Source organism: Mucilaginibacter sp. KACC 22063, assembly GCF_028736115.1.
Taxonomy (GTDB): domain Bacteria; phylum Bacteroidota; class Bacteroidia; order Sphingobacteriales; family Sphingobacteriaceae; genus Mucilaginibacter.
Map to the genome: position 1 here is coordinate 3,773,297 of NZ_CP117877.1, position 23,123 is coordinate 3,796,419.

Consider the following 23,123-nt stretch of genomic DNA (forward strand, 5'->3'; position numbering starts at 1 on the left):
TATGGGTGTAGGCAAAGTACCAAGAGAAACTGCAGGCACCTGCTTAAACGGCGATGAAAGCAACACTACCTGGTATAAATGGAAGGCGGCAAATGATGGCAAACTGGTATTTACCATTACACCCGACCAGCAAGACAACGATATTGACTTTGTTTTATATGACCTTGGGACTACCGGCGATTGCAGCGGCGTAACAGCCCTTAATGCGATACGCTGTGCAGCCGGGCATGGCATTGGATGCAATCCGGCTTACTATAAAACAGGCCTTGATTTTAATGCAACTGATGTTAGTGAAGTATCAGGTTGTTCCACGGCAGATGATGGCGTGGTAAGATATGTGCCACAAATTCCGGGGCATATATATGGCCTTATTGTCAGCAACTTTTCGAGCAGCCAGGGCTTTACACTTACCTTTGCTGACCGTAACGGGCAGCCCGGAACAGCGACCTTTGACCTGCCCGATGCATTGATCAGCGCTAACCTTACATCCTGCACAAGCAAAAGCTATACTTTTAACAGCTATTCTACTCAGAACAATATTTTTAAATGGGACTTTGGCCCTGGCTCTACCATTGTAGATGCCGGTGCCGACGGCAGCTTTATAGTTAGTTTTAACAGCAGCGGCACAAAAACCATTAAGCTTACCATTTACAATACGCTTGGCCAAAGCCACACTACAACTACAACTATTGATGTACCCAATTTAATAGTCCCCGACCAACCAAATATTATAGCTGATAAACCAGTTTATTGCCCGGGTGATGTAATACACCTGAGTACAACCGTTGTAACAGGGCTTACCTATCAATGGACAGGACCTGATAATTTTACCGCCTCTACACCAGCCATTGATATACCTATAACCAACACTTACGTAGCAGGTACATACTATTTAAGCACATCTAACACGCAATGCCAAAGTATTGCATCTACTTATACTCCAACCGTAGGTGTTAATCCTGTAGCAGCTTTTACCTCTGCCCCAAGTACTCCCATTACGTTGATTATTCCGGCAGTAATCAGTTTTATTAATCAGTCTACCAGTGCCAGCAGCTACCTTTGGGATTTTGGGGATGGCTCAACATCAACAGACATAAATCCGCAGCATACTTATACTACCAATGGCACATTCCATGTTAAGCTAACGGCTATAAATCCTACTACATGTGCAGTTTCAGTAACCGAAGGGGATTATATTATTAAGTTCGGCAACGTGATTTTTATTCCAAATACATTTACCCCAAATGCCGATGGCATTAATGATAAGTTCGGCGTATCCATCACCAATTTAAAAACCTACCATATCCAGATATTTAACAGGTATGGCGGATTGGTATTTGAATCGCGCGATGCATCAAACCTTTGGGACGGCCATCAAAAGGGCAATGATTTACCTGTAGGTACGTACTATTATGTGATTAATGCCCTGGGCTTGGATGATAACGATATTAAACAGGCGGGATGGGTAAGCCTGATCCGTTAGATTTTGAACACGGGCTGTAACATCTGGCAAAATCAATAGTTTAAATATAAAATTCGACTTTGTATGATCAGAAATGATGAGATAGATTATCGCATTTTCGGCGAAGAAATGCAGTATGTTGAAATTGAGCTTGACCCTAACGAAAGCGCAATTGCCGAATCTGGTGCATTTATGGTGATGGATGACGGTATACAGATGCAAACCATATTTGGCGACGGCAGCCAGCAAACAAGCGGCGGCGGTATCATGGGTAAATTGTTCAGCGCGGGTAAGCGCCTGCTGGTTGGGGAAAGCCTTTTCATGACGGCCTTTACCAATGTTGGCTATGGGAAAAAACGTGTAAGCTTTGCTTCTCCCTATCCCGGTAAGATCATCCCGCTTGACCTTTCACTTTTAGGCGGTGCAGTCATTTGCCAAAAGGATGCTTTTTTAGCGGCTGCCAAAGGCGTTGCCATCAACATACAGTTTCAGCGTAAACTGGGCACTGGCTTATTTGGCGGTGAAGGTTTTATTATGGAACGTTTGGAAGGCGACGGAATGGCGTTTATGCACGCCGGCGGCCACGTTTTCGAGCGCGAACTGCAAGCCGGAGAATTTATTAAAATAGACACAGGCTGTTTAGTTGCTTATACACAGGGAATTGACTTTGACATCCAGTTTATCGGCGGTATCCGTAATAAGATCTTCGGCGGCGAAGGTTTCTTCTTTGCAACGCTGCGCGGACCGGGTAAAGTTTGGATACAAACATTACCTGTAAGCCGATTAGCCAGCCGCATCCTTAGCTATGCTACCGGCCCACGCCGTGAAGAAGGCAGCATTTTGGGTGGTTTAGGCAACCTGCTCGACGGTGACGGCTATTAATCGTATTGCGCTCTGATATAAGGTGTCATACTGAAGATATTTATCAAAGGTGTCAGCAGTATGGCTCTTTTTTTAATTTATAGTATGTGTTTTCTTGTGGTAATTCCTCCCTTACATAATATCACTATTAGGTAAATAATAAGTTAAACCTTACGCATCCTGCTTATATCCTTAAACAATAATCCCTACCTTGTCTTCACATAATACTAACAGATGGAAAACAAAATTTATGGGGTTGTTGGCTTAGGTAAAATGGGCAGCAATCTGGCTTTGCAAGCCGCCGAAAAAGGTTATAAAATAATTGGCTACGATAAGTTTTTACCTGCCGACATTGAGCAGGAAAACCTGGTGCTGGTACACAGCCTGCAAGACCTGATGTCACAGCTGGACCGCCCACGCAAAATATTTATTTACATACCGGCAGGCCCGGCCATAGATTCGGTAATTGCCGAATTAGTTCCCTTTTTAGAAGAAGGCGATATTATTATCGACGGCGGTAACTCGTACTGGGGCGATAGCATCCGTCGGGCAAAAAAACTAAAAGCCGAGCATGGCATACACCTGGTTGATTGTGGTACCAGCGGCGGCGTTAGCGGCGCACGTAATGGCGCATGCTTTATGGTTGGCGGCGATAAAGAAGCGGTAGACCAGTTAGAAGATCTGTTACGTGCCCTTGCCGTTCCGGATGGTTATAGCTATACCGGCGCTTCCGGCTCGGGCCACTTTGTAAAACTGGTACACAACGGTATCGAATTTGGCATGCTGCAAGCCATCGGCGAAGGCATGGACCTTTTAGCTCACTATCGCGAGCAGTTAAACATCAGCGATATATTACATACCTGGAACCACGGCTCGGTGATACGATCATGGCTTATTGAGTTGATGAAACAACTATACGATCAAAAACAAGGCTTCAATGTACCATCTTATGTTGAGGATACGGGCGAGGTAAACTGGCTGGTAACCGATGCCATGAACATGGAAGTCTCTATTCCGGTGATCTCACAATCTGTTATGCAGTTGATTGCTTCAAGAGATGCAGACCATATTTCGCCAAAGGCAATTGCCATGATGCGTAATGGCTTTGGTGGCCACCCATTTGGTACGGATGACGGTATCCGCCATGAGCGCCACTTCGGTAAAGTAGGTGGTTATGAGCAGCCTGACCCGAAGGTTTAAGGCATTTGGACTATAGATGTTATAACACTGGCTTAATAATTGCATATCAAAAGTGTAACATTTATTATACTTATGAAAAAGCTATTTTTTTGTTTCAGTTTAATTCTTAGCATAGTCTCGTTCAGCCTCAACACTCACGCTCAGGAACACCGCAAAATGAGCGGACAAGCTAAAGGTGCCATCATTGGCGGTGCCGGTGGTGCTTTAGCAGGCGGACTTATTGGACATGGTGTTAAAGGTGCTTTAATTGGTGGTGCTATAGGTGCTGGTGGTGGTTATATCATTGGTAACGAGCACCGCATGAATAAAGAGAAAAGAAGACGTGCTTATCGCAGCGCATACCATCGCGGTTACCGCAACGGATACCGTGCACGTACAGTACACAGTACTACTTACCACCGTTAATAATTATACTATTAATAATAGCCTTTGGTACATTGCCAAGGGCTATTTTATTTTATACCTATGACAACTAAAGTTAATATCACAAAAACAGATTTACTTTCTGACAAAAAGTTTACGCTTAAAAATTACGAGTACGATCTAACGCATAACGGCACAACAATAAGCAAAAAAACAGAAGTTTATTTCAGGCCCGATGCTGTTGCTGTATTGCTTTATGATATTGATAACGAAACATTCATTCTAACAAGCCAGTTCCGTTTACCGGGTTATTTAAATGGTGTGGCAGACGGTTATGTAATTGAAGCCTGCGCCGGATTAATAGATGAAGGTGAAACTGCGGAGTCTACAGCCATTCGTGAGGTGGAAGAAGAAACGGGCTATTCTGTTACAGCTATTGAAAAGGTTGGGGAAGCGTTTAGTTCTGTTGGCGGTATACCAGAAAAACTACACTTGTTTATTGCAGCATACACCGAAGACATGAAAACAGGTGAAGGCGGCGGACTGGAAAACGAGAACGAGCAGGTTGAATTAGTTAAAATAAGTTTTGCCGAAGCGCGCCAGAAATTAAAAGAAGGCTTGTTTAATGACATGAAAACTATTTTACTGCTTCAGCATTTCTTTTTATATAAAATTTAACTTTTTAATTTCTATTTATTTATATTCGGGAAATAGCAGTTTTTGACATTTGGCTGACTATTTGATAAATCAAGTAACTAACGCCCGGATATTTGAATGAATAAAGTTATTTACGCTTTGCTTTTCCTGCTTACACCTTTCCTATTGCGTGCGCAAAGCGGTAACTCATTCGGCATGTATCATCCGCAAGATACAGTTGGCAAGCAGGATCTGGTAGGCTTATTCAAGAATACGTTTAACGTTACGCCTAATCCTTTAAAAGCTCAACCAGAAAAAAGTGTTTATTTTTCATTTCTCCCTACCTCCTCAGCAGTGCCCGGTGGTGGCCGAGCGTTGATTACAACCACAACTGCCGGTTTTTATATGGGCGAGCGGGAGAACACTAATATCTCCACAGTAACTTTTACACCATACTTTAACTTCACCGGCCGCTTCGGCATACCACTCAGGTCAAATGTGTGGCTAAGCGATAACAAATGGTTTATTCAAGGCGATACCCGTTTTTTGGTGTACCCACAATATACCTGGGGACTTGGTGGGAATCCTGCACAAGATCATAAAATGATGGTGGAGTATAAATACATCCGGGTATACCAAAGCTTATTAAAACGCATCACGCCTTATTTCTATGCCGGCTTAGGCTACAACATGGATTACCATATCCAAATTGAGGCTGAAGGACATAGTGATGCGGCGGCTAACCTGCATCAGTTTTCGGGCTATCCATTTGGTACCGGGTCGCAAAACACTTTATCGTCAGGGGTAAGCTTAAACCTGCTTTATGACACCCGTAATAACTCGTTAAACCCATTGCCGGGCTGCTACTCAAACATTGTTTACAGGTATAATTCACCCGTATTAGGCGGCAATACACGCTGGCAATCACTATATGTTGATATGCGTAAGTATATACCATTTACACATGATAATCAGCAGAACATGCTGGCCTTATGGTCATATTACTGGACTACACTTGACAAGGGTGTCCCCTATCTTGACCTGCCAAGCATAGGCTGGGATTTTTATAACCGTTCTGGCCGTGGCATACAGCAAAACCGTTACCGCGGCGAAGCACTTGCTTACCTGGAAGCAGAGTACCGCAGGGATATTACCCGCAATGGACTGGTAGGTTTCGTACTATTTGCTAATGCCACCTCTGTAAGCGAGGCCAACAGCCGCCAGTTCAAATACATCCACCCTGCTGGTGGCGCAGGCTTACGGTTAAAATTCAACAAAGGCTCCAATACCAATATTGCTATAGATTATGCTTTAAGCAGAGGCAACTCTGGTTTCATCGTTGGCTTAGGCGAAGCATTCTAAGCTGCTTACTCGTAATTTATCACATAGTGTATCTATACACGCACACTATGTGTCGGGAAAAGCCAACGAATTAAATTCATATAAATAGGTTTCGCTGGTTGTGCCCCTCCTATAACAACGATGTTCGATCATTACTTCACTTCAAATCACCCTTAAAAGTAGAATCCCAGTAACATTTTCATTTTTATGGAAATATTTTTAACCATTGAGAAATTCGGCACGAGGTTTGTAATTTAATTCACATCAATGAGGGGATGTGAAGTGAGTGCAGAGCGAGAAGCCACGTTTTAATAAACGTGGCTTCATTTTTTATATACCTTAATATTATAATACTTACCGCTACATTATTGATATTAATTATTATATCATTTTTCAAGGGCGGCAATCGTAAGCTAATTTATCCTCAGACATTTAGTAAATCAACACTTGCTTATGACACAGGCTCAACGAGTAATTAAATAATTTAACTTATATTTGTTTTTTTATTGATTAACTGATTTGATTATTAGCTTATACTTCCGTATTAAGGTTTTTAAACCTATATTTTTCAATTCCATTTTTATATAATCTGATCCGGCAAATCGCAGAACGCTGATATGGCTAAAAAAATTCTTATCGTTGATGACAACAAGGATATCCTTGACATCGTTCACGAAACATTATCCTACGAAAATTTTGAAGTTTTAGCAACCTCAGAAAACCACGGCATTATTGAAAAGGTTACCGGCTTTAATCCGGATCTTATTATTATAGATTATCGGTTGGGCAATATTAATGGTGGTGAAATTTGCCAGCAGATTAAGCAATTGCCAGGTTTTGAAAACCTGCCTGTAATTATATTTTCTGCTTACGTAAATAAGCCCGAAGATCTTTTCGACTATGGTTGCAATGCCGTAATTGATAAACCATTTGACCTTACCGAGCTAATAGACAAAGTGAATAACCTAGTTAATTAAAAGGTACCCCTTATATTTAAAAAAGCGGCCTTGGTATCAGGCCGCTTTTTTGGTTATATCGTATTTATAATTATTGCGCTTTAAAGCCTAAAGCTGATGTATATCCCTTATTAACATGGCTTGTTTTTAGCTGGCTATTTTCCAGCATCTGATATAAGGCTTTTTTAACAGCAGCCCGGTCTGCAGGTGCAGCTTTGCGTATCTGCTCAAAACTTGCGCGCTTTTCTTCCGTGTATTTAATAATAGCATCATAGCCTGCTGGTTTGTCAAAAGTTACCAGGCAGCTTTCACTGTCCATTTTTTTGTAAGGCCAGTAATGCCAGCCAATGTTATTCTTCTCCAGCAACTTACGGAAATCGTTTACCCATTCGTCTTTATTCTCCCCGGTTTCTCCACAGTAAATTGGCACATTGTATTTGTTACGGAAGTCAACATACTCCTGGATCACATCCTGCGTGGTAGCTGTCCAATATTTATGGAAGGTATAAACACTTTTGCTATCGAAAGGCTTACCGAAAACCTTAAAGTTACTATCCCACTGTGCTCCACCCAAAATCACAATATGGTTTTTATCTACCGAACGTACTGCTCCAACAATCTCTTTATATAACGGCTCTAAATATGGGTTCAGGTTTGCGATGTCAAAGTAATGAGCAATAGGCTCATTAAGCAGATCGTATCCTAAAACAATGGGCTCATTAGCATAGTGTGCTGCTATTGTACGCCAAATATCGCAGATAAGCTTACGTGCAGATGCGCTTGTGTACAAAAATGGGTAACCATCGCCATCATCAATATTATCACCGGTTTGGCCGCCAGGTGCAGCATGCATATCCAGAATAACATACAGATGCTCGGCTTTGCACCAGCCAATCAGGCGGTCTAAGATTTTGAATCCGCGGCTGGCATCTGCAGTACCTAAATAACTCTCATTCACAAACAGGCGATAATTAAATGGCACACGTATTGAATTTGCGCCTATACTTTTAATGTAATGTATATCAGCTTGGGTAATGTAACCGTCCAGGTATTTTTGCCAGAATACACGCGCCTCATCCGGACCAATCATTTCAGTAAATGCCTCATTGATTAGTTTTGGAGAACTTACGTCCTTAAATTTAAACATATATCCCTCGGGCAGTAGCCAGTTACCCAGATTAGTACCCCTGATGATAAACGGTTTATTATCTGTACCGATAATTTGTTTACCACTTACTGTTATAAATTTTCCAGTGGTTTTCTTTGCAGCTTTATGGCTTTGGGCCTGTACTGTAAAAGCCATTAACCCTGCCAGAAACATTGATAGAAACGTTTTTCGCATAATAGTATCCTATATTAAAAAAATGAAAATGGTATAAACCTGCTCATTGCAAAGCAAATTTTAAAAATTACGTCAGCATATTTATACACAACTGGTATAATAATTGTTTACCAATACTAAATAACACACAAATGTTATTAACTACTAACGAACTGACGAATATCCTTATATATTAAGATGATAGCCACTACAATAAATAAAATGCGATGAGACGGATTTTAGCAGTTGATGACGATAAAGACATCCTTGAAATAATACAGTTCATACTTGAAGACTCGGGTTATCAGGTAGACACCCTTTCAGACGGAAGAAAGGTATATGAGAAAATAAGTGAGCAAAAGCCAGACCTGATCCTTATGGACATTATGCTGGGCACTGCAGACGGCCGCGATCTATGCCGGAACATTAAAGCAGAAGACGGTACACATCATATTCCTATCATTATGATCTCGGCAAGCCATAATGTTGGCGATGTATTACGCCAGGATTGCGCACCGGACGATTTCATTAGCAAGCCATTTGATATTAACGTACTGCTGAATAAAATTCAGAAACAGCTTCAATTAGCTGCCGCCTGATAGGTTTTGATAAGCGCTTAATTGCTTATCAATAAAAATATTCCACCTCTCCTGCTCGGATACATTTATTCCATGAGACGTTTCACTATCGTATTTCTTTTGGAATACATCCATTTGGTGTAATGTTTCGAAATATTCGGCACTGATCCACCCATCATAATTAAACACAGGTAAACTTTCTGAAAGCAATTTCTGCTTAAACTGTTCGCTTATTATCTTAACAATATCAAAATGCCGTTGCTCGTGATTAAGCGTGTAGTTATTCATTGATGATGCCGCAACCCAGCAAGCACTTTTGGGCAAATAAACTTTCAAGCCGATATTGACATAGATCACGCCTTTATTAATATACGTTTGCTCATTGTAACCCAAGCCGGGTAAAACCTCGGCAGCATATTTCCCGGTATGTGGCTTGTCCCTGAAATCGTCCCATGTCAGTTGTCTTTTAGCAGAATAATAAACGGTATCATTTTCCGGTGATTCGCTGTAATCTGTAAAAACCAGCTTTACCTTTTTAGCTAATGCCGGATGATTATCCGATTGCACAACGATCCACTTATCTAAATAATTAACCGCGCTTTCTAAGCTTTGCCTTATTAATAACTCATTTACTCCGGTTTGATTTGCCAAACGGGTGTAGTGTGCTGTAGTACTATATTTGGTTAATGGCACAGCCAAATCTTCGCCGGTTTTCAAGTCAAAGGATAAAGATAAATCAACCTTACCATCAATTCGTCCATCAGGCAAAAGGGACTCTGTAACCAGCAGTTTTTTAAAACTAATATTTACCGGCCTGCGATCTTTATCATATGGAATATTCCGTTTTAAGTATTGCATTATAGCGCCTATTCCATTCGCCATTTGCAAGTCTTGGGTTTGTATAGTTATTCCCTTCAAACTTTGCACAGCTTGTAGTGGGATTACCTTTCCAAAGCTGCTTTTGTTATCGCGGTTATCAAAAACGGCAGCCACATAAAATCCGGATGGCTTGTTTTTCATAGGCACATCGCGCAGCACCAATTCTTCAGCAGATTTTTTTTGAGTTATTTTAAAGCCCGAAAGCGGCAGTAACAAAGCACAAATCAGAAATATAACTACCTGATAATTAAATTTAAACAAACCCTTCATTTCCATTCTCCGAAACAAAAACGAAGTTTATACGCATATATTTTGATGTTTGTTATTATGACATTGTGTAGATTTTTTCTCATTGGCTATACCATCATTTTTTTACCTTCGTTATAAAGTATTTTACCACCTTTGTGTAACATTACCGTGAATAACAAAACCACAACTGCATATAGCATTGTTTATTGATCCATTATGATTAAACCCAGATACTTTGCTTTACTGGCACCGCTATGTTTTTCTCTAAGCGTACATGCACAGCAAAATCCTTCTTTTCAAATTTATCGCACCTACCACGCCGCACAAGACCTGCTTAATAAAGGCGAGTATGTAGCCGCTGCTGAACAATTCAGGCAGGTGGAAAAGGCAGGATTCAAAACCAGCAATGAGGCACAGTTTGAGTCGCAGCTATCGCTGATCAAAGAAAACTCATACTATTACGAAGCGCTTTGCGCTCTTGAGTTAGGCAATGACGATGCAGAGAGCATGTTTTTGCGCTTTATTAAAGAGCATCCCGAAAACCCGCTAACCAAACTCGCTTATTTCCAGATTGGCCGTTCTTATTTTAAACGCGCACTTTACGAAGATGCCATCCGCTGGTTTGATAAAGTAAAGGCAGGCGACTTGAACGGCAAAGAGAATACAGAATATAAATTCCGCAAGGCTTATGCCTATTTTGCCACCAACGACTATGCTAAAGCGCAACCATTATTTGGTGAAGTTCGCAATACTCGTTCTGTTTACACAGAGGATGCAACCTATTACTTTGCATACATTGCCTATCTGAATAAAGATTACCATGTAGCGTTGGTAAACTTCGAGAAACTTAAAAACTCTAAAAAGTACGAAGACAGCTATCCTTATTATATCTCTGCCGTTTATTTCCTGGATAAACGTTATGATGATGTTTTAAACTATGCTATCCCGATCTTAAATACAACGCATCAACAGCACGAAACCGAGATGTTGCGTATTATAGCTGCCTCTTATTTTGCTAAAGCAGATTACCCTAACGCTGTAAAATACTATACCCGTTTCAAAGATCGCGACCAGGGCAAAACACAGAATACCCAGGACAGTTATCAAATGGGGTATGCTTATTATAAGATAAAGGATTATGCTAACGCAGCCATTCAATTAGAAAAGCTTGTTGATGGTGGCGACGTTTACAGCCAGAACGGTAATTACATTCTGGGCGATGTATTCCTGAAACTCAATAACAAACAAGGTGCGCGCAATGCTTACTTCGTAGCTTCAAAACTGAACTTCGATAAGCAATTACAGGAAGATGCCCTTTACCAGTATGCTAAGTTATCTTACGAGTTGGATTTCAACACGCAGGCGCTTGAAGCTACCCGCACTTATCTGAAAAACTATCCGAGAAGCCGCCGCACCGAAGAAGCAAAAATCTTATTAGGTGAAGAGCTTTTAAACTCGCATAATTACCGCGAAGCCGTTGAAATTTTAGAGCCTATTGCATCATCATCTGAGCCGGCAAAGGTTGCTTATCAAAAAGTAACTTACTACCGCGGACTTGAATATATAAATGAGCGTGCTTTTGAAAACGCCATCGGTATCTTCATCCGTTCGTTAAAATACCCGATGGATGATAATATTACCGCGTTAACTACCTATTGGGAAGGCGAGGCCATGTTCGAGGTACGTAAGTATGGCGAATCGGTAGAAAAGTTTGAGGCATTTTTAGCGATGCCTGCTGCCCGCCAAACCAGCGTTTACAACTACGCTAACTATGCATTAGCATATGCTGCCTTCGGCGACGAGGAATATAAAAAAGCGGCTAATTACTTTGAAAGATTTTTACAAGGCGACGAAAAAGACCGTAATACCATTAATGATGCCATTGCCCGCCTGGGCGATAGCTACCTGGCGATAAAAAGCTACGGACAGGCACTTAACTATTACGACCGTATTATTGCACAACATAGCCAGGGCGAAGATTATGCCTTGTTTCAGCGTGGTGTGATACAAGGGTTACAAGGTAACCTTGATGCAAAGATCGCTACCCTGAATGATGTAATCAGCAAGTTCCCTAACTCTGATTATGCGGACGATGCTTCTTTTGAGATCGCTTATACTTACTTCCTGAAAAATCAGGGCGACGAAGCGAAAACACGCTTACAGGCCATGATTCAGAAGTATCCGCATAGCAGTTACATCCCGCGTGCGCTTACGACCATTGGTTTGATCGACTATAATGCCGATCGCGACGATGATGCTGTTAACTCATTTAAACAGGTTATTGCGCAGTATCCGCAAACCGAGGAGGCAAAACAGGCCCTTAAACAAACTGAAAAGATCTATACCGATAAAGGCGACGCACAAACCTTTATTAATTATGCCACTACAACACCTATCGGTAATTATTCTGCTGCAGAGCAGGAAGGCATCATGTCTACCGCGGCTAACAACCTTTACTTAAAAGGCGACTGGCAGGGTACGGTATCTGCGGTGAATGCTTACTTTGATAAGTTTAACCAGAAACCGATTTATGAGAAACAGATGCGTTTCATCCGTGCGCAGGCATTGGTTAACCTTAACCGTGGCGACGAAGCCGTGGTTGATTACAATTCTATCCTGAACGACTGGACCAGCGCCTACACCGAGAAGTCTCTGATCAGCATGGCTAATTACTATCTGAAACAGAAAAAGTATAACGAGGCCGTTGTGTTCTTGAAACGTCTGGAAACAAACTCAGAATATAAAGCCGATTACACCTTTGCCATCAACAACCTGTTGCTTTGTTATTCGCAAATGGAAATGGCAGATGATGTGTTGAAATATGTAAAACTGGTTCGCGAGAACGACAAAACATCCGACGAAGATAAATTCCGCACGGGCTTGTATGCAGGTAAAGCTTATCTTGAAAATGCAGATACCACTGCTGCTTTAAAAGAGCTTAACTATACCGTAGCCAACACCAAGACCATTGCAGCTGCCGAAGCTAAATACAACATTGCGTTGGTTGAGTATAACAAAGGCAATTACAAAGCTTCGCAGAAAACCTGTTTCGACCTGGTGAACAAAATGCCGAACTATGATTACTGGGTAGCTAAATCATTCATTTTGCTGGCCGATAATTATGTAGCAATGAAAGACAACTTCCAGGCTAAGGCTACGCTGCAAAGTGTGATAGAAAATTACAAAGGCGATGACGATGTGTTGCCGGCAGCTAAAGAAAGACTGCAAAAACTGTCGCCATCTGATGCAAAACCTGCCGCTACTGACAGCACAGACACACAACCGGCAACCCAGAACAAAAAACCAGGTAAAAACTAAAACACCGAAACTACTAATGAAATCAGCATATCTATTTAGCTTACTTGTTTTAGGATCAGTTGCCTGCTTTACGCCTGCTGATGCCCAAACAAATCAAAAGCCCAAAACAAAAAAAACAACTGCAAAACCAGCAGCCACCACCGCTAAAAAGTTAGGCGATGTTGCGGCCAAAACCGCGGCAAAGGATACCACAAAAAAAGGCGGTGGCAATAACCCTGCTAATCCTAACGGCCAGCAGGGCAGCAGCCTTTCTGAAGAGATTGTGGTAACTACCAATTACAAACCGGTACTGGCAGATGCGGTAAAGATTCGCCGTAACCCAAACCTTGAGGATGTATCACCTTACAAGGCGCCGCTTACCTATAGCACGCTTGATAAACGCCTGGAGCAAAATTCGGCCATTAAACAGCTTGACGCCATGCCGCTACCACGCGAACGTGACTCTGTGCTTAATAACAACTATGTAAAAGTTGGTGCAGGTAACTTAAAAACCACCTTTGGCGAGGCTTACATCAACAACGGAAAAGACGAAGCGATGCAGATTGGCGCATGGCTTAAACACTTTGCACAATCTGGCAGCGATGTTAACAAACAAAACCAAAGCCGCCAGGAAATTGGAGTGTTCGGCAAATCAATAATGGATGATAACAGCTTAAGCGGCCGTATCTGGTACAACCGCCAAAGCAATTATTTTTACGGCTATGCTCAAAATACAACGCCAGTAACTACAGATCCGTTCCATCAGCATTTCAATACCATTTCTGCCGAAGGCGAACTGGCAAAGAATTACAAAGACACCGAACGTGTATTTAACTATGCATTGAAGGCCAAAGGCTATTTATTCAGCAATGCACTTAAAGCCCGCGAAAACGACATTGTGTTAACCGGTTTCATCAACCAAACCATTAAACAGTTCTACGCAGGCGTAAGCGGTACATTGGATATGTCTTCTCAAAAAGACAATGCCTATAACATTACCAACAACATCTTCAGGGCTAACCCTTACTTAAAATTTCAGGGCGATAATTACAAAATTGACGCAGGTGTAAACATCGCTACCGAGTTCGGCTTTTCATCACGTTTTTATGTGTTCCCTTCAGCACGTGCTGAGGTTCAGGTAATCCCTGATTACGTAAGAGTATTTGCAGAAGCTAAAGGCGATATCAACCGTGCCTCCTTGCGCGACTATGCAGAAACAAACCCTTTCATCGGCCAGGATATCAACATCCGCAACAGTGTAGACCGTATTGATATTACAGCCGGTATTAAAGGTACTCTTGCACCGGGCTTAGGCTTCAAAGCACAGATTTACCGCAATGAGGTTAAAGACATGCCTTTATATGTAAGCAACATTGATGCACAGGGTAATAACCGTTTTGCGGTGGTTTATGACGATGGAACTACACGTGTAAGCGGATTTAAAGGCGAATTAAACTATAAAGCCTCTGACGATTTTGAGCTTTTCGGTAAAGTAGATTTCAAAGATTACAAAACCAGCAGCCAATGGTTTGCCTGGAATATGCCTAAGTTTAATCTTACCGCAGGTACCATTATCCACATTACCGACAAGTTTAACTTAACCGGATCATTGTTACTGCGCGGAGAAACAAAAGACATTACTTATACCAATGCGTTGCTACCATTGGATCAGCAAAAATCAATTACACCATACACTATCAAATCATTTGCTGACGTTAGCGCAGGCGGTGAATACAAGATCAACAAAAAATTATCGGTATTTGTGCAAGCTAACAACCTGCTAAACAGTAATTATAGAGAATGGCTATTCTATCGTAACTACGGATTTAATATATTTGGAGGCGTGGGCTACGGATTTTAATCCGGAAGCCCATTGTTTCAGCACAGCAGGATGGATTTAGCGAACTATGCAAGCGACCTTTTAAAACAGCACGGCGAATTAAACGTACCGGGCCTTGGGCATTTTTCGCACGAACGTAAAAGCAGCTACTATGATAGCGAAACCGGCACACTGTATCCCCCCTACTACGAAGTAACTTTTGAACCGTTTGAAATTGACGAGCAGGATAATCACCTGATCGAATATATCTCTGAAAAGAAAAACATCTCGTTAACATCGTCAAGCTTCTTTTTAGAGAAATTCATCAATAACATAAAATCTCAGACCGAAACTGCCGAGGTAGACTTCGGCGATCTGGGTTATTTTTATGCTGATTACCAGGGGCACCTTGCTTTTAAGTCAAACCATACCGACCTTAACTTTAGTCCGGTGCTTTTTGGTTATGCTCCTGTAAGCATTCAGAAACTCGAAGACTACGGCAAGCCTGTTAAACCACGTATTGAGCAGCCCTTACAAAATTACATTATACCACCAGTATCAGAAGCTGGAAAAGAAACAGTTGAAACACCGCTTCCACCGCAGGCACGTAACCCGATAAGCGAACAGGGGCCTGTACAGGTTACCAACCTTGCCACAGAGCCTGCTGAAACTTCATTTACCGAAAATACGGGTGGCGAAGAGGAGGATTTGGTAATGCAACCTGAACAGGAAGATCCGGAAGAAGAGAACTTTTTAAGCAATTCCCGTTACTGGCTTATCATTGGCATTTCTGTTATTGTGGCGGTGGTAGCCTTATTAGCCTTCTATAAATATTATGATGGTAAGCGCCAGGCTAATGAAGCTTTAAATGTGAAAGAAAAACCAAAGGTAGATACCTTCCGCCAGCATGTGGATACCGTATCACAGTCTGACCTCGCCACTACCAGCGCTGGTCCGGCCAATACAGTACCAGATTCGCTGAAACAGGAAACCGATACTGTAGGCAATACACCAGCTGGCAATCAGCAGCCGGCGCAGATTAACGCAAGCCAGCCTGCACAAACACAAGCCGGCAAGCCGGAGGTTACACCTGCAAACACACCGGGTAATATGGTCATTAACAGTGTACCTAAAAATACGTGGATTGTTGTAGGCGGTACTTTTGCCAATCTTGAAACCGCAAAACGCAATGTAGCGCATTTTCATTCCTGGGGGTTTCCACAGGCCAGGCTACTGGATTCGATACCAAGAAAAACCTATTATCAATACAAAATTATACTGGGTTACCGTTATACCCAGAAAGATGCCCGCGCGGCAAGGCTCGAACTTTTAAAGAACCGCAAATTAAAACCAAGTATATTAACTGTACAACCCTATAAATAAGAACAAATGACGCTTTTACTGCAGATTACTGATACCGCCCAAAAAATTGCAGACACATTAAACCACGCCGCCGTTCAAACCCCACTGGCACCACAGGAAGAACTTCGCTTTGGCGACCTGCTTGTAAAAGGTGGCTGGGTGATGATCCCGATAGGAATTTTGGCTGTGCTTGGCCTTGTTATATTTTTCGAACGTTATTTTACTATTCGCAAAGCTGCTAAGAATGAATCAAGCTTAATGAGCCAGGTTCGCGACAGCATCCTGAACGGCAGGCTGGAGTCGGCTATTGCCATTTGCAAAAACAGCAATTCGCCGCTTGGCCGCATGCTGCAAAAAGGCTTGCTACGTATAGGCCGCCCTATCAAAGAAATTGAAGGTGCTATTGAAAACGTTGGCAAAATTGAAGTTGCCAAACTTGAGAAGAATATCGGTATCATCGGTATCGTAGCAGGTATTGCACCGATGTTTGGTTTCCTTGGTACCATTGCCGGTGTAATTAAGATCTTTTACGATATATCTAAAACAGATAATATCAGCATGGGTGTAATTTCCGGTGGTTTATACGTAAAGATGGTTACTTCCGCAGCAGGTTTGTTTGTAGGTATTGTGGCTTATGTTTGCTATCACATCCTGAATATGATGGTTGATAAAGTGATCCTGAAACTGGAAACGGATGCCATTGAATTTATTGATCTTTTAGAAGAGCCTGGACGATGAATTTAAGAAAGAGAAATAGCCGTGCTACTGCAGAGGTGCATACCTCTGCCATGAACGATATTATGTTCTTCCTGCTGTTGTTCTTCCTTATTGCATCAACAGTAACCAACCCGAACGTAATAAAATTGATGTTGCCGAAATCATCATCGGGACAATCGGTTTCCAAGAAAACAATTACGGTTTCTGTGACCAAGGATTTGCGTTACTACGTGGATAAGAAAGAAGTTCAGGAGGCCGACCTGTCATCAACTCTTGCAAGCTATAAAACATTAGCTACAGATTTAACCATTGTGTTATATGTAGACCGCACCGTGGCTATACAGAACGTGGTACAGGTAATGGATACGGCACAAAAGTTGAATATTAAACTGGTACTGGCTACCGAGCCAAAGGGATAAAATGGATTACCGCAGTCAGGAAAATAACTATCCGAAAGCATTTATAGCAACAGGCATTATATTGGCCGTTGTTATTGCAATCAGTTATTTTATTGTTTTTCACATGCCGCCTAAAGAGCAGGATGGCACAGGTGGTATACTGGTTAACTATGGTACGGTTGACGAAGGTATGGGCGATGATTACATGAGCACCGAAGAACCATCGGTTGCAGAACATGCCAACAAAACCAAACCGGATAAGGTTACCCCTGCCCCACCTACAGATCAGCCTACGCCGGTTGATAACAGTAGCAAGCAGGTAGTTACACAAAATACCGAAGACGCGCCGGAGGTAACGAACGATAAAAAGCCGAGTGAAACAGTAAAAGCGCAACAGCAAACTACCAAAGCACCGGCCAAACCTGTTGTCAATCAAAATGCACTTTACAAGGGCAAAGCCACCACCGGCACAGGCGAAGGTGATGGCACTGGCAACACGCCCGGTAATCAGGGTAAAACTACTGGTACAACGCTTACCAACAATTACAATGGTACAGGATCTGGCAATGGCGGTAACTTAAACGGCATGCCGCAGCGTAACTTTATAAGTAAGCCTGCTGTAACCGATGCTAACCGCCGCACAGGCAAGGTAGTGGTAGATATCCGTGTAGATAAAAATGGTAACGTTGTTTATGCGCGTGGCGGCGCCAGAGGCACAACTATTACCGACCAGGACCTGATTGATAAATGCGAAAACGCCGTTAAGAACGCCAAACTAAACGCATTGGATAACGTTCCGGATTTGCAGGTAGGTACAGTAGTGTTTGTGTTTAAAGTGCAGTAATTATAGTAGCAGTTGCTGTAGCAAAGAATAATGACGAATCAATCTCTGTATTTGATTCATCAAGATTAACGCTTTCATAACAACACATACTTTAATAACAGTTTCATGGTCGCATCAGCGCAGGCTAGTAATTACAGGTTTTGAGAAAGCATAACCGATATAAGCCTGCGGTGCCAGCGACGAGTTTTTGGTTACTTTTTTTGACGGCCAAAAAAAGTAACATTATCGAATATCTCGTACACTGTATTTCCCTAGATATTTAATCGAGATTCCATATTTCGTTTTAAAACTATATATGTAGGGGATTGCTTCGTTCCTCGCAATGACGTGTTTTTATTTTAGCGACGGATTAAAAAAGGCGAATTGATCCTTAAATTTGCTCCGCTACTTATTGGCGACATGAATTACCAGCAAACCCTCGACTACCTATACAACCAACTTCCGATGTTTACAAGGGTTGGGACTTCTGCTTTCAAAAAGGATTTAACTAACACACTTGCACTGTGCAAAGTACTGGACCATCCTCAGCATCAATTTAAGAGTGTACACATAGGCGGCACTAATGGCAAGGGTTCTACCTCGCACATGCTGGCAGCGGTATTACAAACCGCAGGCTATAAAACCGGACTTTATACTTCCCCTCACCTGCGCGACTTTCGTGAGCGTATCCGTATCAATGGAGAAATGATCAGCGAACAGGAAGTCATTGATTTTGTAGCCGATCATAGTGCAGATTTTGAACAGATTGAACCGTCATTCTTTGAAATGACTGTGGCTTTAGCATTCGACCACTTCGCTAAGCACAAGGTTGATATAGCCATTATAGAAGTAGGCTTAGGCGGTCGGCTTGACTCTACAAATGTAATTAGGCCGCTACTATCAATCATTACCAATATTGGTTGGGACCACATGAACTTATTAGGCGATACCTTACCCTTAATTGCTTCTGAAAAGGCAGGCATTATTAAAGAGAATACGCCTGTTATTATTGGCGAATACCAAGACGAAGTTGCTAATGTTTTTACAAAAAAAGCAGAAGAACAGCAAGCCCCCATCATATTTGCTTCACAGTTGTGGGAAATCACACCTTTAACTAAGCAAAATAATCTTTTAAGCATACAGGCAACAGATACCGGTAATCAGACCTCAGACTACGAACTGGATCTTACCGGGACTTATCAGCTTAAAAATGTTAAGAACGTTTTGGCAGCAGTTGAAGAATTGAATAGTCAAGGGTTTATAATCAGCGAAGACCATATTAAAACTGCGCTCAAACAAGTGCAAAAGCTGACAGGTTTAGCAGGCCGCTGGCAAACTTTAAGTACCGATCCACTTACGATATGCGACACCGGGCATAATCCCGAAGGTGTACAGGAAGTATTGAAAAATATCGCCAGTGTAAAGTATGATCACTTGCATTTTGTGATAGGTGTGGTAAATGATAAAGACCTGTCCAAAATTTTGGCTATGCTTCCGAAAGATGCGACCTATTATTTCAGCAAACCGGATATTCCCCGCGGATTGGATGCTGAATCACTTTACCAGCAAGCCACACAAGCCGGACTAAACGGAGCTACCTATCCATCAGTTAAAAAAGCTCTACAAGCTGCCCAAGCAGCTGCACAAAGCAACGATCTGGTATTTGTTGGCGGAAGTACGTTTGTGGTGGCAGAAGTAGTCTAAGAGTGTCTGAGGTGAGAGTGGCTGAGTTTCTGAGGTCAGAGGTGATTGAAAAAGAGACAAGGAACAAGATTACTCGCAACTGGAAACTCAGTAAACCCGTAACTGTTTACCCGCAACTGATAACACAGAAACACGCACCAATTCCCTACTTCAATTCATCAAGTACCCTAAACATCTTTTGCCTGATGGCTGATGTTGATCCGTTATAGTTATTAACGATGATGGAAAAGCATAACTCCCGGCCATTTTTTGTTTGGTAGCCTGCATAAGCCAGCACACAGTTAATAGTTCCGCTTTTCATGTGCATGTCGTTATAGATTGGCAAACTTTCGTAAAAGTCAGGAAACCAAGCTTCCTTCTTAGCCGACTGTAGTATGCGCGCCAGGGTCATGGTGGTCACACGGTCGCCGGGAGAAAGCCCGCTGCCATCAACAATATTTAAAGAATTAACATCCACTCCCCTTTGCTTCCAGAAATTGCGGGTAACAGAAGGCGGGTCATCTGTTTTCAAAGAATCGCCCATGGCCAGCAGCATTTGCTCGGCATACAGGTTAATGCTTTTCTTATTAAGCCAGTATATCACTTTACGTAAAGGCGGTGATAAATGTGTAGCAAATACTTTTCCTGAAGCAATGCTTGGCACACCATTTTGCGAAGCCAGCATAGTTGCAGATGTCGCATTGCCTGACACGGAAATACCTAACCTCTCCAAGGTATCTTTTAACCTTCGTGCGGCCTCATATGCAGGGTCGGGCAAGGCCGCAGATATACGGCGTTTAGTTTGATCGGTGGCGTAAGTGCCTTGCAGAAAAACTTTGTTGCTACCAACAGGTAAACGTGCGTAAGCATTGTCGCCGCTTCCGGCTGTACCTGTTTTCAGTTGGTTACTGAATTGCAGATATGGCATTGCAGGCACTGTACCTTCAATAGCTACAGGCCTATCTACCTGGGTAGGACGGAGTAAGACGTCATACTGATTTTCGCGCCAGCACAGGTTATTAGCGAATGCGCCATAGTAGTTGCCTAAATCCTGCCATATCCAGCCTTGCTGCGCATGGTCGGTACCGTTTCCAATGATAGCGCCATTAATCTTCTTAATACCTGCTTTGCGCAGGCCATCAACAAACTGCTGCAATACCACGCTTTCTTTAGTTTCATCCCAACGCGTACTCGCCAATGTCGGGTCATCGCCGCCATTAATAATAATATCACCGTTCCAGGTACCATCTACAGTTAGCGTACCGTTTAAACTTCCATTCAGGGTGGTTTTAAACCGGTAATCGGGACCAAGCACATTCATGACAGTTACCGTGGTTATGGTTTTTAAGGTTGATGCTGTAGCCAGCCCCATATTAGGGTTAGCAGTAAATATTACTTCACCTGTTTTAGCATCTAAAACCGTTAAAGAAACAGAAGCATACGTATTTTGAGTGTCTTGCTGCAAACGGTTGAATGCGTTTTGCAGGCTTTGGTTGAGCGATTGTGCTTGGCTACCTAAAGAAAACAATAAAGCAAAAACACCAATAACACACCCCAATTTACGTTTGATGCTATTTGAAACAACTGTAGTTTCCCCTCTCGAGAGGGGATTGTAGGTACATCTCAACTTTGCAGTAACTTTAAATTGGGGTGTGTTCGTAAGGTTTACTTTATACCGCACTTTCATAAACTTTCTCATCATCTGGCTTTATATTGCGCTTTGCAATATAATAAATCGGGATTCCTATCAATACAATGATTAATCCGGGCCAAGTATATTCTGGTTTGTAAATAATAAGCAGGATACAGAAAGCTACTCCCATCAGTACATATATAGCCGGTAAAACTGGATATCCAAAAGCTTTGTAAGGACGTTCGATTTCGGGACGTTTTGCACGTAGTATATATATGCCGATAATCGTCAAAACATAAAAGATCACCACTACAAACGAGATCATATCCAGCAGGTCGCCATAACGGCCGCTTAAACATAATATTGATGCCACTGCGCATTGTATCCATAAAGCAAATTCAGGAACTGCGTTTTTATTCAACGTACCAGTCTTTTTAAAAAAAAGCCCGTCTTTAGCCATCGTATAGTAAACGCGTGCCCCAGCCAATATTAAACCATTGTTACAACCAAAAGTGGATACCATAATCATCAGCGCAATAATGATGGTACCCACGTTTCCAAAAATAACATGCGATGCCGCTACCGCTACCCTGTCTTTTTCGGCAGTGGCAATTTCATGCAATGGTAAAACGGCGGTGTAAACAAAGTTGGCCGATACATAAATAATAGTAACGATAAGCGTACCTAAAAAAAGGCTCAAACCTATGTTACGCTGCGGGTTTTTCATTTCCCCTGCTATGAAAGTTACGTTGTTCCAGGCATCGCTGCTAAATATCGAACCAACCATTGATGCCGCAATTGCCCCCATAGCTGCGGTGGCAGTCAGCGCAGTTATAGATCCATTGGGGTTTAAAGCATGCATATTCCAGGCGTTGCTCCAGTTAGCATGCCATACATCACCTTTAAAGGCCATAAATCCGAAAACGATTAACCCAAATAAGCTTAAAAGTTTGGTAAGCGTAAAAGTAGTCTGGATGATTTTACCGCTTTTTACGCCACGGGTGTTTACCCAGGTCAGGAAGATGATAAGTACAATTGAAACTACCTGTGCAGCACTTATGGTGAACTTATGCGGATGGGCAGCATCCCCCCATTGCAGTTGGTATAATATGTTGTCTTCGCTAACTGCCGGGATCAGATATGCTGTAAACTTCGAGAACGCCACCCCTACTGCTGCTATGGTTCCGGTTTGTATTACGGCAAAGAAACTCCAGCCATAAAGAAAGGCAATTAGTTTATTGTAGGCTTCTTTCAGATAAACATACTGTCCACCGGCTTTTGGGAACATACCACTTAGTTCGCCATAACTAACAGCGGCAGTCAATGTCATAAAACCAGTTAGCAACCACACCGCTATCAGCCAGCCGGACGAGCCAACATGCCTTATAATATCCGCGCTTACAATAAAAATTCCGGAGCCAATCATTGACCCTGCCACCAGCATCGTACCATCGAGCAGGCCAAGCTCATGCTTCATTTCCTTTTTTTCGGAAGTATTTTTCACAATAATTTATGTTTTGTGCCCTAAGCTATTTAAAATAATTG

Annotated in this window: 19 protein-coding genes; 15 read left to right on the forward strand and 4 right to left on the reverse strand. The window is 42.3% G+C overall.

Features of this window, described 5'->3' with window-relative positions; genetic code table 11:
• Nucleotide 1: 1 nt before the first annotated feature.
• The 7 genes from PQ461_RS16310 to PQ461_RS16340 all read left to right on the forward strand — a co-directional run bounded on the left by PQ461_RS16310 (nucleotide 2) and on the right by PQ461_RS16340 (nucleotide 6,840).
• A complete protein-coding gene (locus PQ461_RS16310; RefSeq protein WP_274206593.1) occupies nucleotides 2-1,483 on the forward strand; it encodes a T9SS type B sorting domain-containing protein in 1,482 nt (493 codons plus the stop codon).
• Nucleotides 1,484-1,546: 63 nt separating this feature from the next.
• Nucleotides 1,547-2,344 carry a TIGR00266 family protein gene (locus PQ461_RS16315; RefSeq protein WP_443192775.1) on the forward strand — a complete coding sequence of 266 codons (798 nt, stop codon included), beginning with the start codon at nucleotides 1,547-1,549 and terminating at the stop codon, nucleotides 2,342-2,344.
• A gap of 213 nt (nucleotides 2,345-2,557) precedes the next feature.
• Entirely contained in the window at nucleotides 2,558-3,523 is a 966-nt protein-coding gene (gnd, locus tag PQ461_RS16320) for a phosphogluconate dehydrogenase (NAD(+)-dependent, decarboxylating) (RefSeq protein ID WP_274206594.1), read from the forward strand.
• Between the two features lie 72 nt (nucleotides 3,524-3,595).
• A complete protein-coding gene (locus PQ461_RS16325) occupies nucleotides 3,596-3,928 on the forward strand; it encodes a YMGG-like glycine zipper-containing protein (RefSeq protein ID WP_274206595.1) in 333 nt (110 codons plus the stop codon).
• A 60-nt stretch (nucleotides 3,929-3,988) separates the two neighbouring features.
• Nucleotides 3,989-4,564 (forward strand): NUDIX domain-containing protein, encoded by a 576-nt coding sequence (locus PQ461_RS16330; RefSeq protein ID WP_274206596.1) that lies wholly within the window; start codon nucleotides 3,989-3,991, stop codon nucleotides 4,562-4,564.
• A 96-nt stretch (nucleotides 4,565-4,660) separates the two neighbouring features.
• The gene (locus PQ461_RS16335) at nucleotides 4,661-5,884 is read left to right on the forward strand and encodes a BamA/TamA family outer membrane protein (RefSeq protein WP_274206597.1); all 1,224 of its coding nucleotides are present in this window, start codon (nucleotides 4,661-4,663) and stop codon (nucleotides 5,882-5,884) included.
• A gap of 596 nt (nucleotides 5,885-6,480) precedes the next feature.
• Nucleotides 6,481-6,840, forward strand: a complete 360-nt coding sequence (locus PQ461_RS16340) for a response regulator (protein ID WP_274206598.1) — start codon at nucleotides 6,481-6,483, stop codon at nucleotides 6,838-6,840.
• Between the two features lie 70 nt (nucleotides 6,841-6,910).
• Here the strand turns inward: PQ461_RS16340 and PQ461_RS16345 are convergent, their stop codons facing one another.
• Nucleotides 6,911-8,161 (reverse strand): glycoside hydrolase family 5 protein, encoded by a 1,251-nt coding sequence (locus PQ461_RS16345; RefSeq protein WP_274206599.1) that lies wholly within the window; start codon nucleotides 8,159-8,161, stop codon nucleotides 6,911-6,913.
• Between the two features lie 206 nt (nucleotides 8,162-8,367).
• Between PQ461_RS16345 and PQ461_RS16350 the strand changes: the two genes are divergently transcribed.
• The gene (locus PQ461_RS16350; RefSeq protein WP_274206600.1) at nucleotides 8,368-8,739 is read left to right on the forward strand and encodes a response regulator; all 372 of its coding nucleotides are present in this window, start codon (nucleotides 8,368-8,370) and stop codon (nucleotides 8,737-8,739) included.
• On the opposite strand, the gene PQ461_RS16355 is transcribed toward PQ461_RS16350, so the two are convergent.
• A complete protein-coding gene (locus PQ461_RS16355; RefSeq protein WP_274206601.1) occupies nucleotides 8,725-9,867 on the reverse strand; it encodes a hypothetical protein in 1,143 nt (380 codons plus the stop codon). The two genes, PQ461_RS16350 and PQ461_RS16355, sit on opposite strands and share 15 nt — an antisense overlap.
• A 195-nt stretch (nucleotides 9,868-10,062) precedes the next feature.
• Here PQ461_RS16355 and PQ461_RS16360 point away from each other — a divergent pair, with 195 nt between their 5' ends.
• From PQ461_RS16360 to PQ461_RS16390, 7 genes are all read left to right on the forward strand, one after another.
• Nucleotides 10,063-13,164, forward strand: a complete 3,102-nt coding sequence (locus PQ461_RS16360) for a tetratricopeptide repeat protein (RefSeq protein WP_274206602.1) — start codon at nucleotides 10,063-10,065, stop codon at nucleotides 13,162-13,164.
• A 16-nt stretch (nucleotides 13,165-13,180) separates the two neighbouring features.
• A complete protein-coding gene (locus PQ461_RS16365) occupies nucleotides 13,181-15,004 on the forward strand; it encodes a TonB-dependent receptor (RefSeq protein ID WP_274206603.1) in 1,824 nt (607 codons plus the stop codon).
• 30 nt (nucleotides 15,005-15,034) lie between these two features.
• Nucleotides 15,035-16,345 (forward strand): HU domain-containing protein, encoded by a 1,311-nt coding sequence (locus PQ461_RS16370; RefSeq protein WP_274206604.1) that lies wholly within the window; start codon nucleotides 15,035-15,037, stop codon nucleotides 16,343-16,345.
• Between the two features lie 6 nt (nucleotides 16,346-16,351).
• The gene (locus PQ461_RS16375) at nucleotides 16,352-17,062 is read left to right on the forward strand and encodes a MotA/TolQ/ExbB proton channel family protein (protein WP_274206605.1); all 711 of its coding nucleotides are present in this window, start codon (nucleotides 16,352-16,354) and stop codon (nucleotides 17,060-17,062) included.
• Nucleotides 17,059-17,460: an ExbD/TolR family protein gene (locus PQ461_RS16380; protein WP_274206606.1), complete on the forward strand. Its 402-nt coding sequence runs from the start codon at nucleotides 17,059-17,061 to the stop codon at nucleotides 17,458-17,460. The genes PQ461_RS16375 and PQ461_RS16380 overlap by 4 nt, the downstream gene beginning before the upstream one ends.
• A 1-nt stretch (nucleotide 17,461) precedes the next feature.
• On the forward strand, nucleotides 17,462-18,283 hold the full coding sequence (locus PQ461_RS16385) for an energy transducer TonB (RefSeq protein ID WP_274206607.1): 822 nt from the start codon (nucleotides 17,462-17,464) through the stop codon (nucleotides 18,281-18,283).
• A 399-nt stretch (nucleotides 18,284-18,682) separates the two neighbouring features.
• The gene (locus PQ461_RS16390) at nucleotides 18,683-19,966 is read left to right on the forward strand and encodes a bifunctional folylpolyglutamate synthase/dihydrofolate synthase (protein ID WP_274304025.1); all 1,284 of its coding nucleotides are present in this window, start codon (nucleotides 18,683-18,685) and stop codon (nucleotides 19,964-19,966) included.
• Between the two features lie 145 nt (nucleotides 19,967-20,111).
• Here PQ461_RS16390 and dacB read toward each other — a convergent pair whose 3' ends face one another.
• Both dacB and PQ461_RS16400 read right to left on the reverse strand, forming a co-directional pair.
• A complete protein-coding gene (dacB, locus tag PQ461_RS16395; protein WP_274206608.1) occupies nucleotides 20,112-21,647 on the reverse strand; it encodes a D-alanyl-D-alanine carboxypeptidase/D-alanyl-D-alanine endopeptidase in 1,536 nt (511 codons plus the stop codon).
• A complete protein-coding gene (locus tag PQ461_RS16400) occupies nucleotides 21,616-23,055 on the reverse strand; it encodes an APC family permease (RefSeq protein WP_443192794.1) in 1,440 nt (479 codons plus the stop codon). Before PQ461_RS16400 ends, dacB begins: the two co-directional genes overlap by 32 nt.
• Between the last annotated feature and the right edge of the window lie 68 nt (nucleotides 23,056-23,123).

Excerpts from the sequence above, each read along its gene's own strand:
- PQ461_RS16310 (WP_274206593.1), top strand. The coding sequence starts at position 2 with ATGGGTGTAGGCAAAGTACCAAGAGAAACTGCAGGCACCTGCTTAAAC.
- PQ461_RS16315 (WP_443192775.1), top strand. The coding sequence starts at position 1,547 with ATGATCAGAAATGATGAGATAGATTATCGCATTTTCGGCGAAGAAATG.
- gnd (WP_274206594.1), top strand. The coding sequence starts at position 2,558 with ATGGAAAACAAAATTTATGGGGTTGTTGGCTTAGGTAAAATGGGCAGC.
- PQ461_RS16325 (WP_274206595.1), top strand. The coding sequence starts at position 3,596 with ATGAAAAAGCTATTTTTTTGTTTCAGTTTAATTCTTAGCATAGTCTCG.
- PQ461_RS16330 (WP_274206596.1), top strand. The coding sequence starts at position 3,989 with ATGACAACTAAAGTTAATATCACAAAAACAGATTTACTTTCTGACAAA.
- PQ461_RS16335 (WP_274206597.1), top strand. The coding sequence starts at position 4,661 with ATGAATAAAGTTATTTACGCTTTGCTTTTCCTGCTTACACCTTTCCTA.
- PQ461_RS16340 (WP_274206598.1), top strand. The coding sequence starts at position 6,481 with ATGGCTAAAAAAATTCTTATCGTTGATGACAACAAGGATATCCTTGAC.
- PQ461_RS16345 (WP_274206599.1), bottom strand. The coding sequence starts at position 8,161 with ATGCGAAAAACGTTTCTATCAATGTTTCTGGCAGGGTTAATGGCTTTT.
- PQ461_RS16350 (WP_274206600.1), top strand. The coding sequence starts at position 8,368 with ATGAGACGGATTTTAGCAGTTGATGACGATAAAGACATCCTTGAAATA.
- PQ461_RS16355 (WP_274206601.1), bottom strand. The coding sequence starts at position 9,867 with ATGAAGGGTTTGTTTAAATTTAATTATCAGGTAGTTATATTTCTGATT.
- PQ461_RS16360 (WP_274206602.1), top strand. The coding sequence starts at position 10,063 with ATGATTAAACCCAGATACTTTGCTTTACTGGCACCGCTATGTTTTTCT.
- PQ461_RS16365 (WP_274206603.1), top strand. The coding sequence starts at position 13,181 with ATGAAATCAGCATATCTATTTAGCTTACTTGTTTTAGGATCAGTTGCC.
- PQ461_RS16370 (WP_274206604.1), top strand. The coding sequence starts at position 15,035 with ATGGATTTAGCGAACTATGCAAGCGACCTTTTAAAACAGCACGGCGAA.
- PQ461_RS16375 (WP_274206605.1), top strand. The coding sequence starts at position 16,352 with ATGACGCTTTTACTGCAGATTACTGATACCGCCCAAAAAATTGCAGAC.
- PQ461_RS16380 (WP_274206606.1), top strand. The coding sequence starts at position 17,059 with ATGAATTTAAGAAAGAGAAATAGCCGTGCTACTGCAGAGGTGCATACC.
- PQ461_RS16385 (WP_274206607.1), top strand. The coding sequence starts at position 17,462 with ATGGATTACCGCAGTCAGGAAAATAACTATCCGAAAGCATTTATAGCA.
- PQ461_RS16390 (WP_274304025.1), top strand. The coding sequence starts at position 18,683 with ATGAATTACCAGCAAACCCTCGACTACCTATACAACCAACTTCCGATG.
- dacB (WP_274206608.1), bottom strand. The coding sequence starts at position 21,647 with ATGATGAGAAAGTTTATGAAAGTGCGGTATAAAGTAAACCTTACGAAC.
- PQ461_RS16400 (WP_443192794.1), bottom strand. The coding sequence starts at position 23,055 with ATGAAGCATGAGCTTGGCCTGCTCGATGGTACGATGCTGGTGGCAGGG.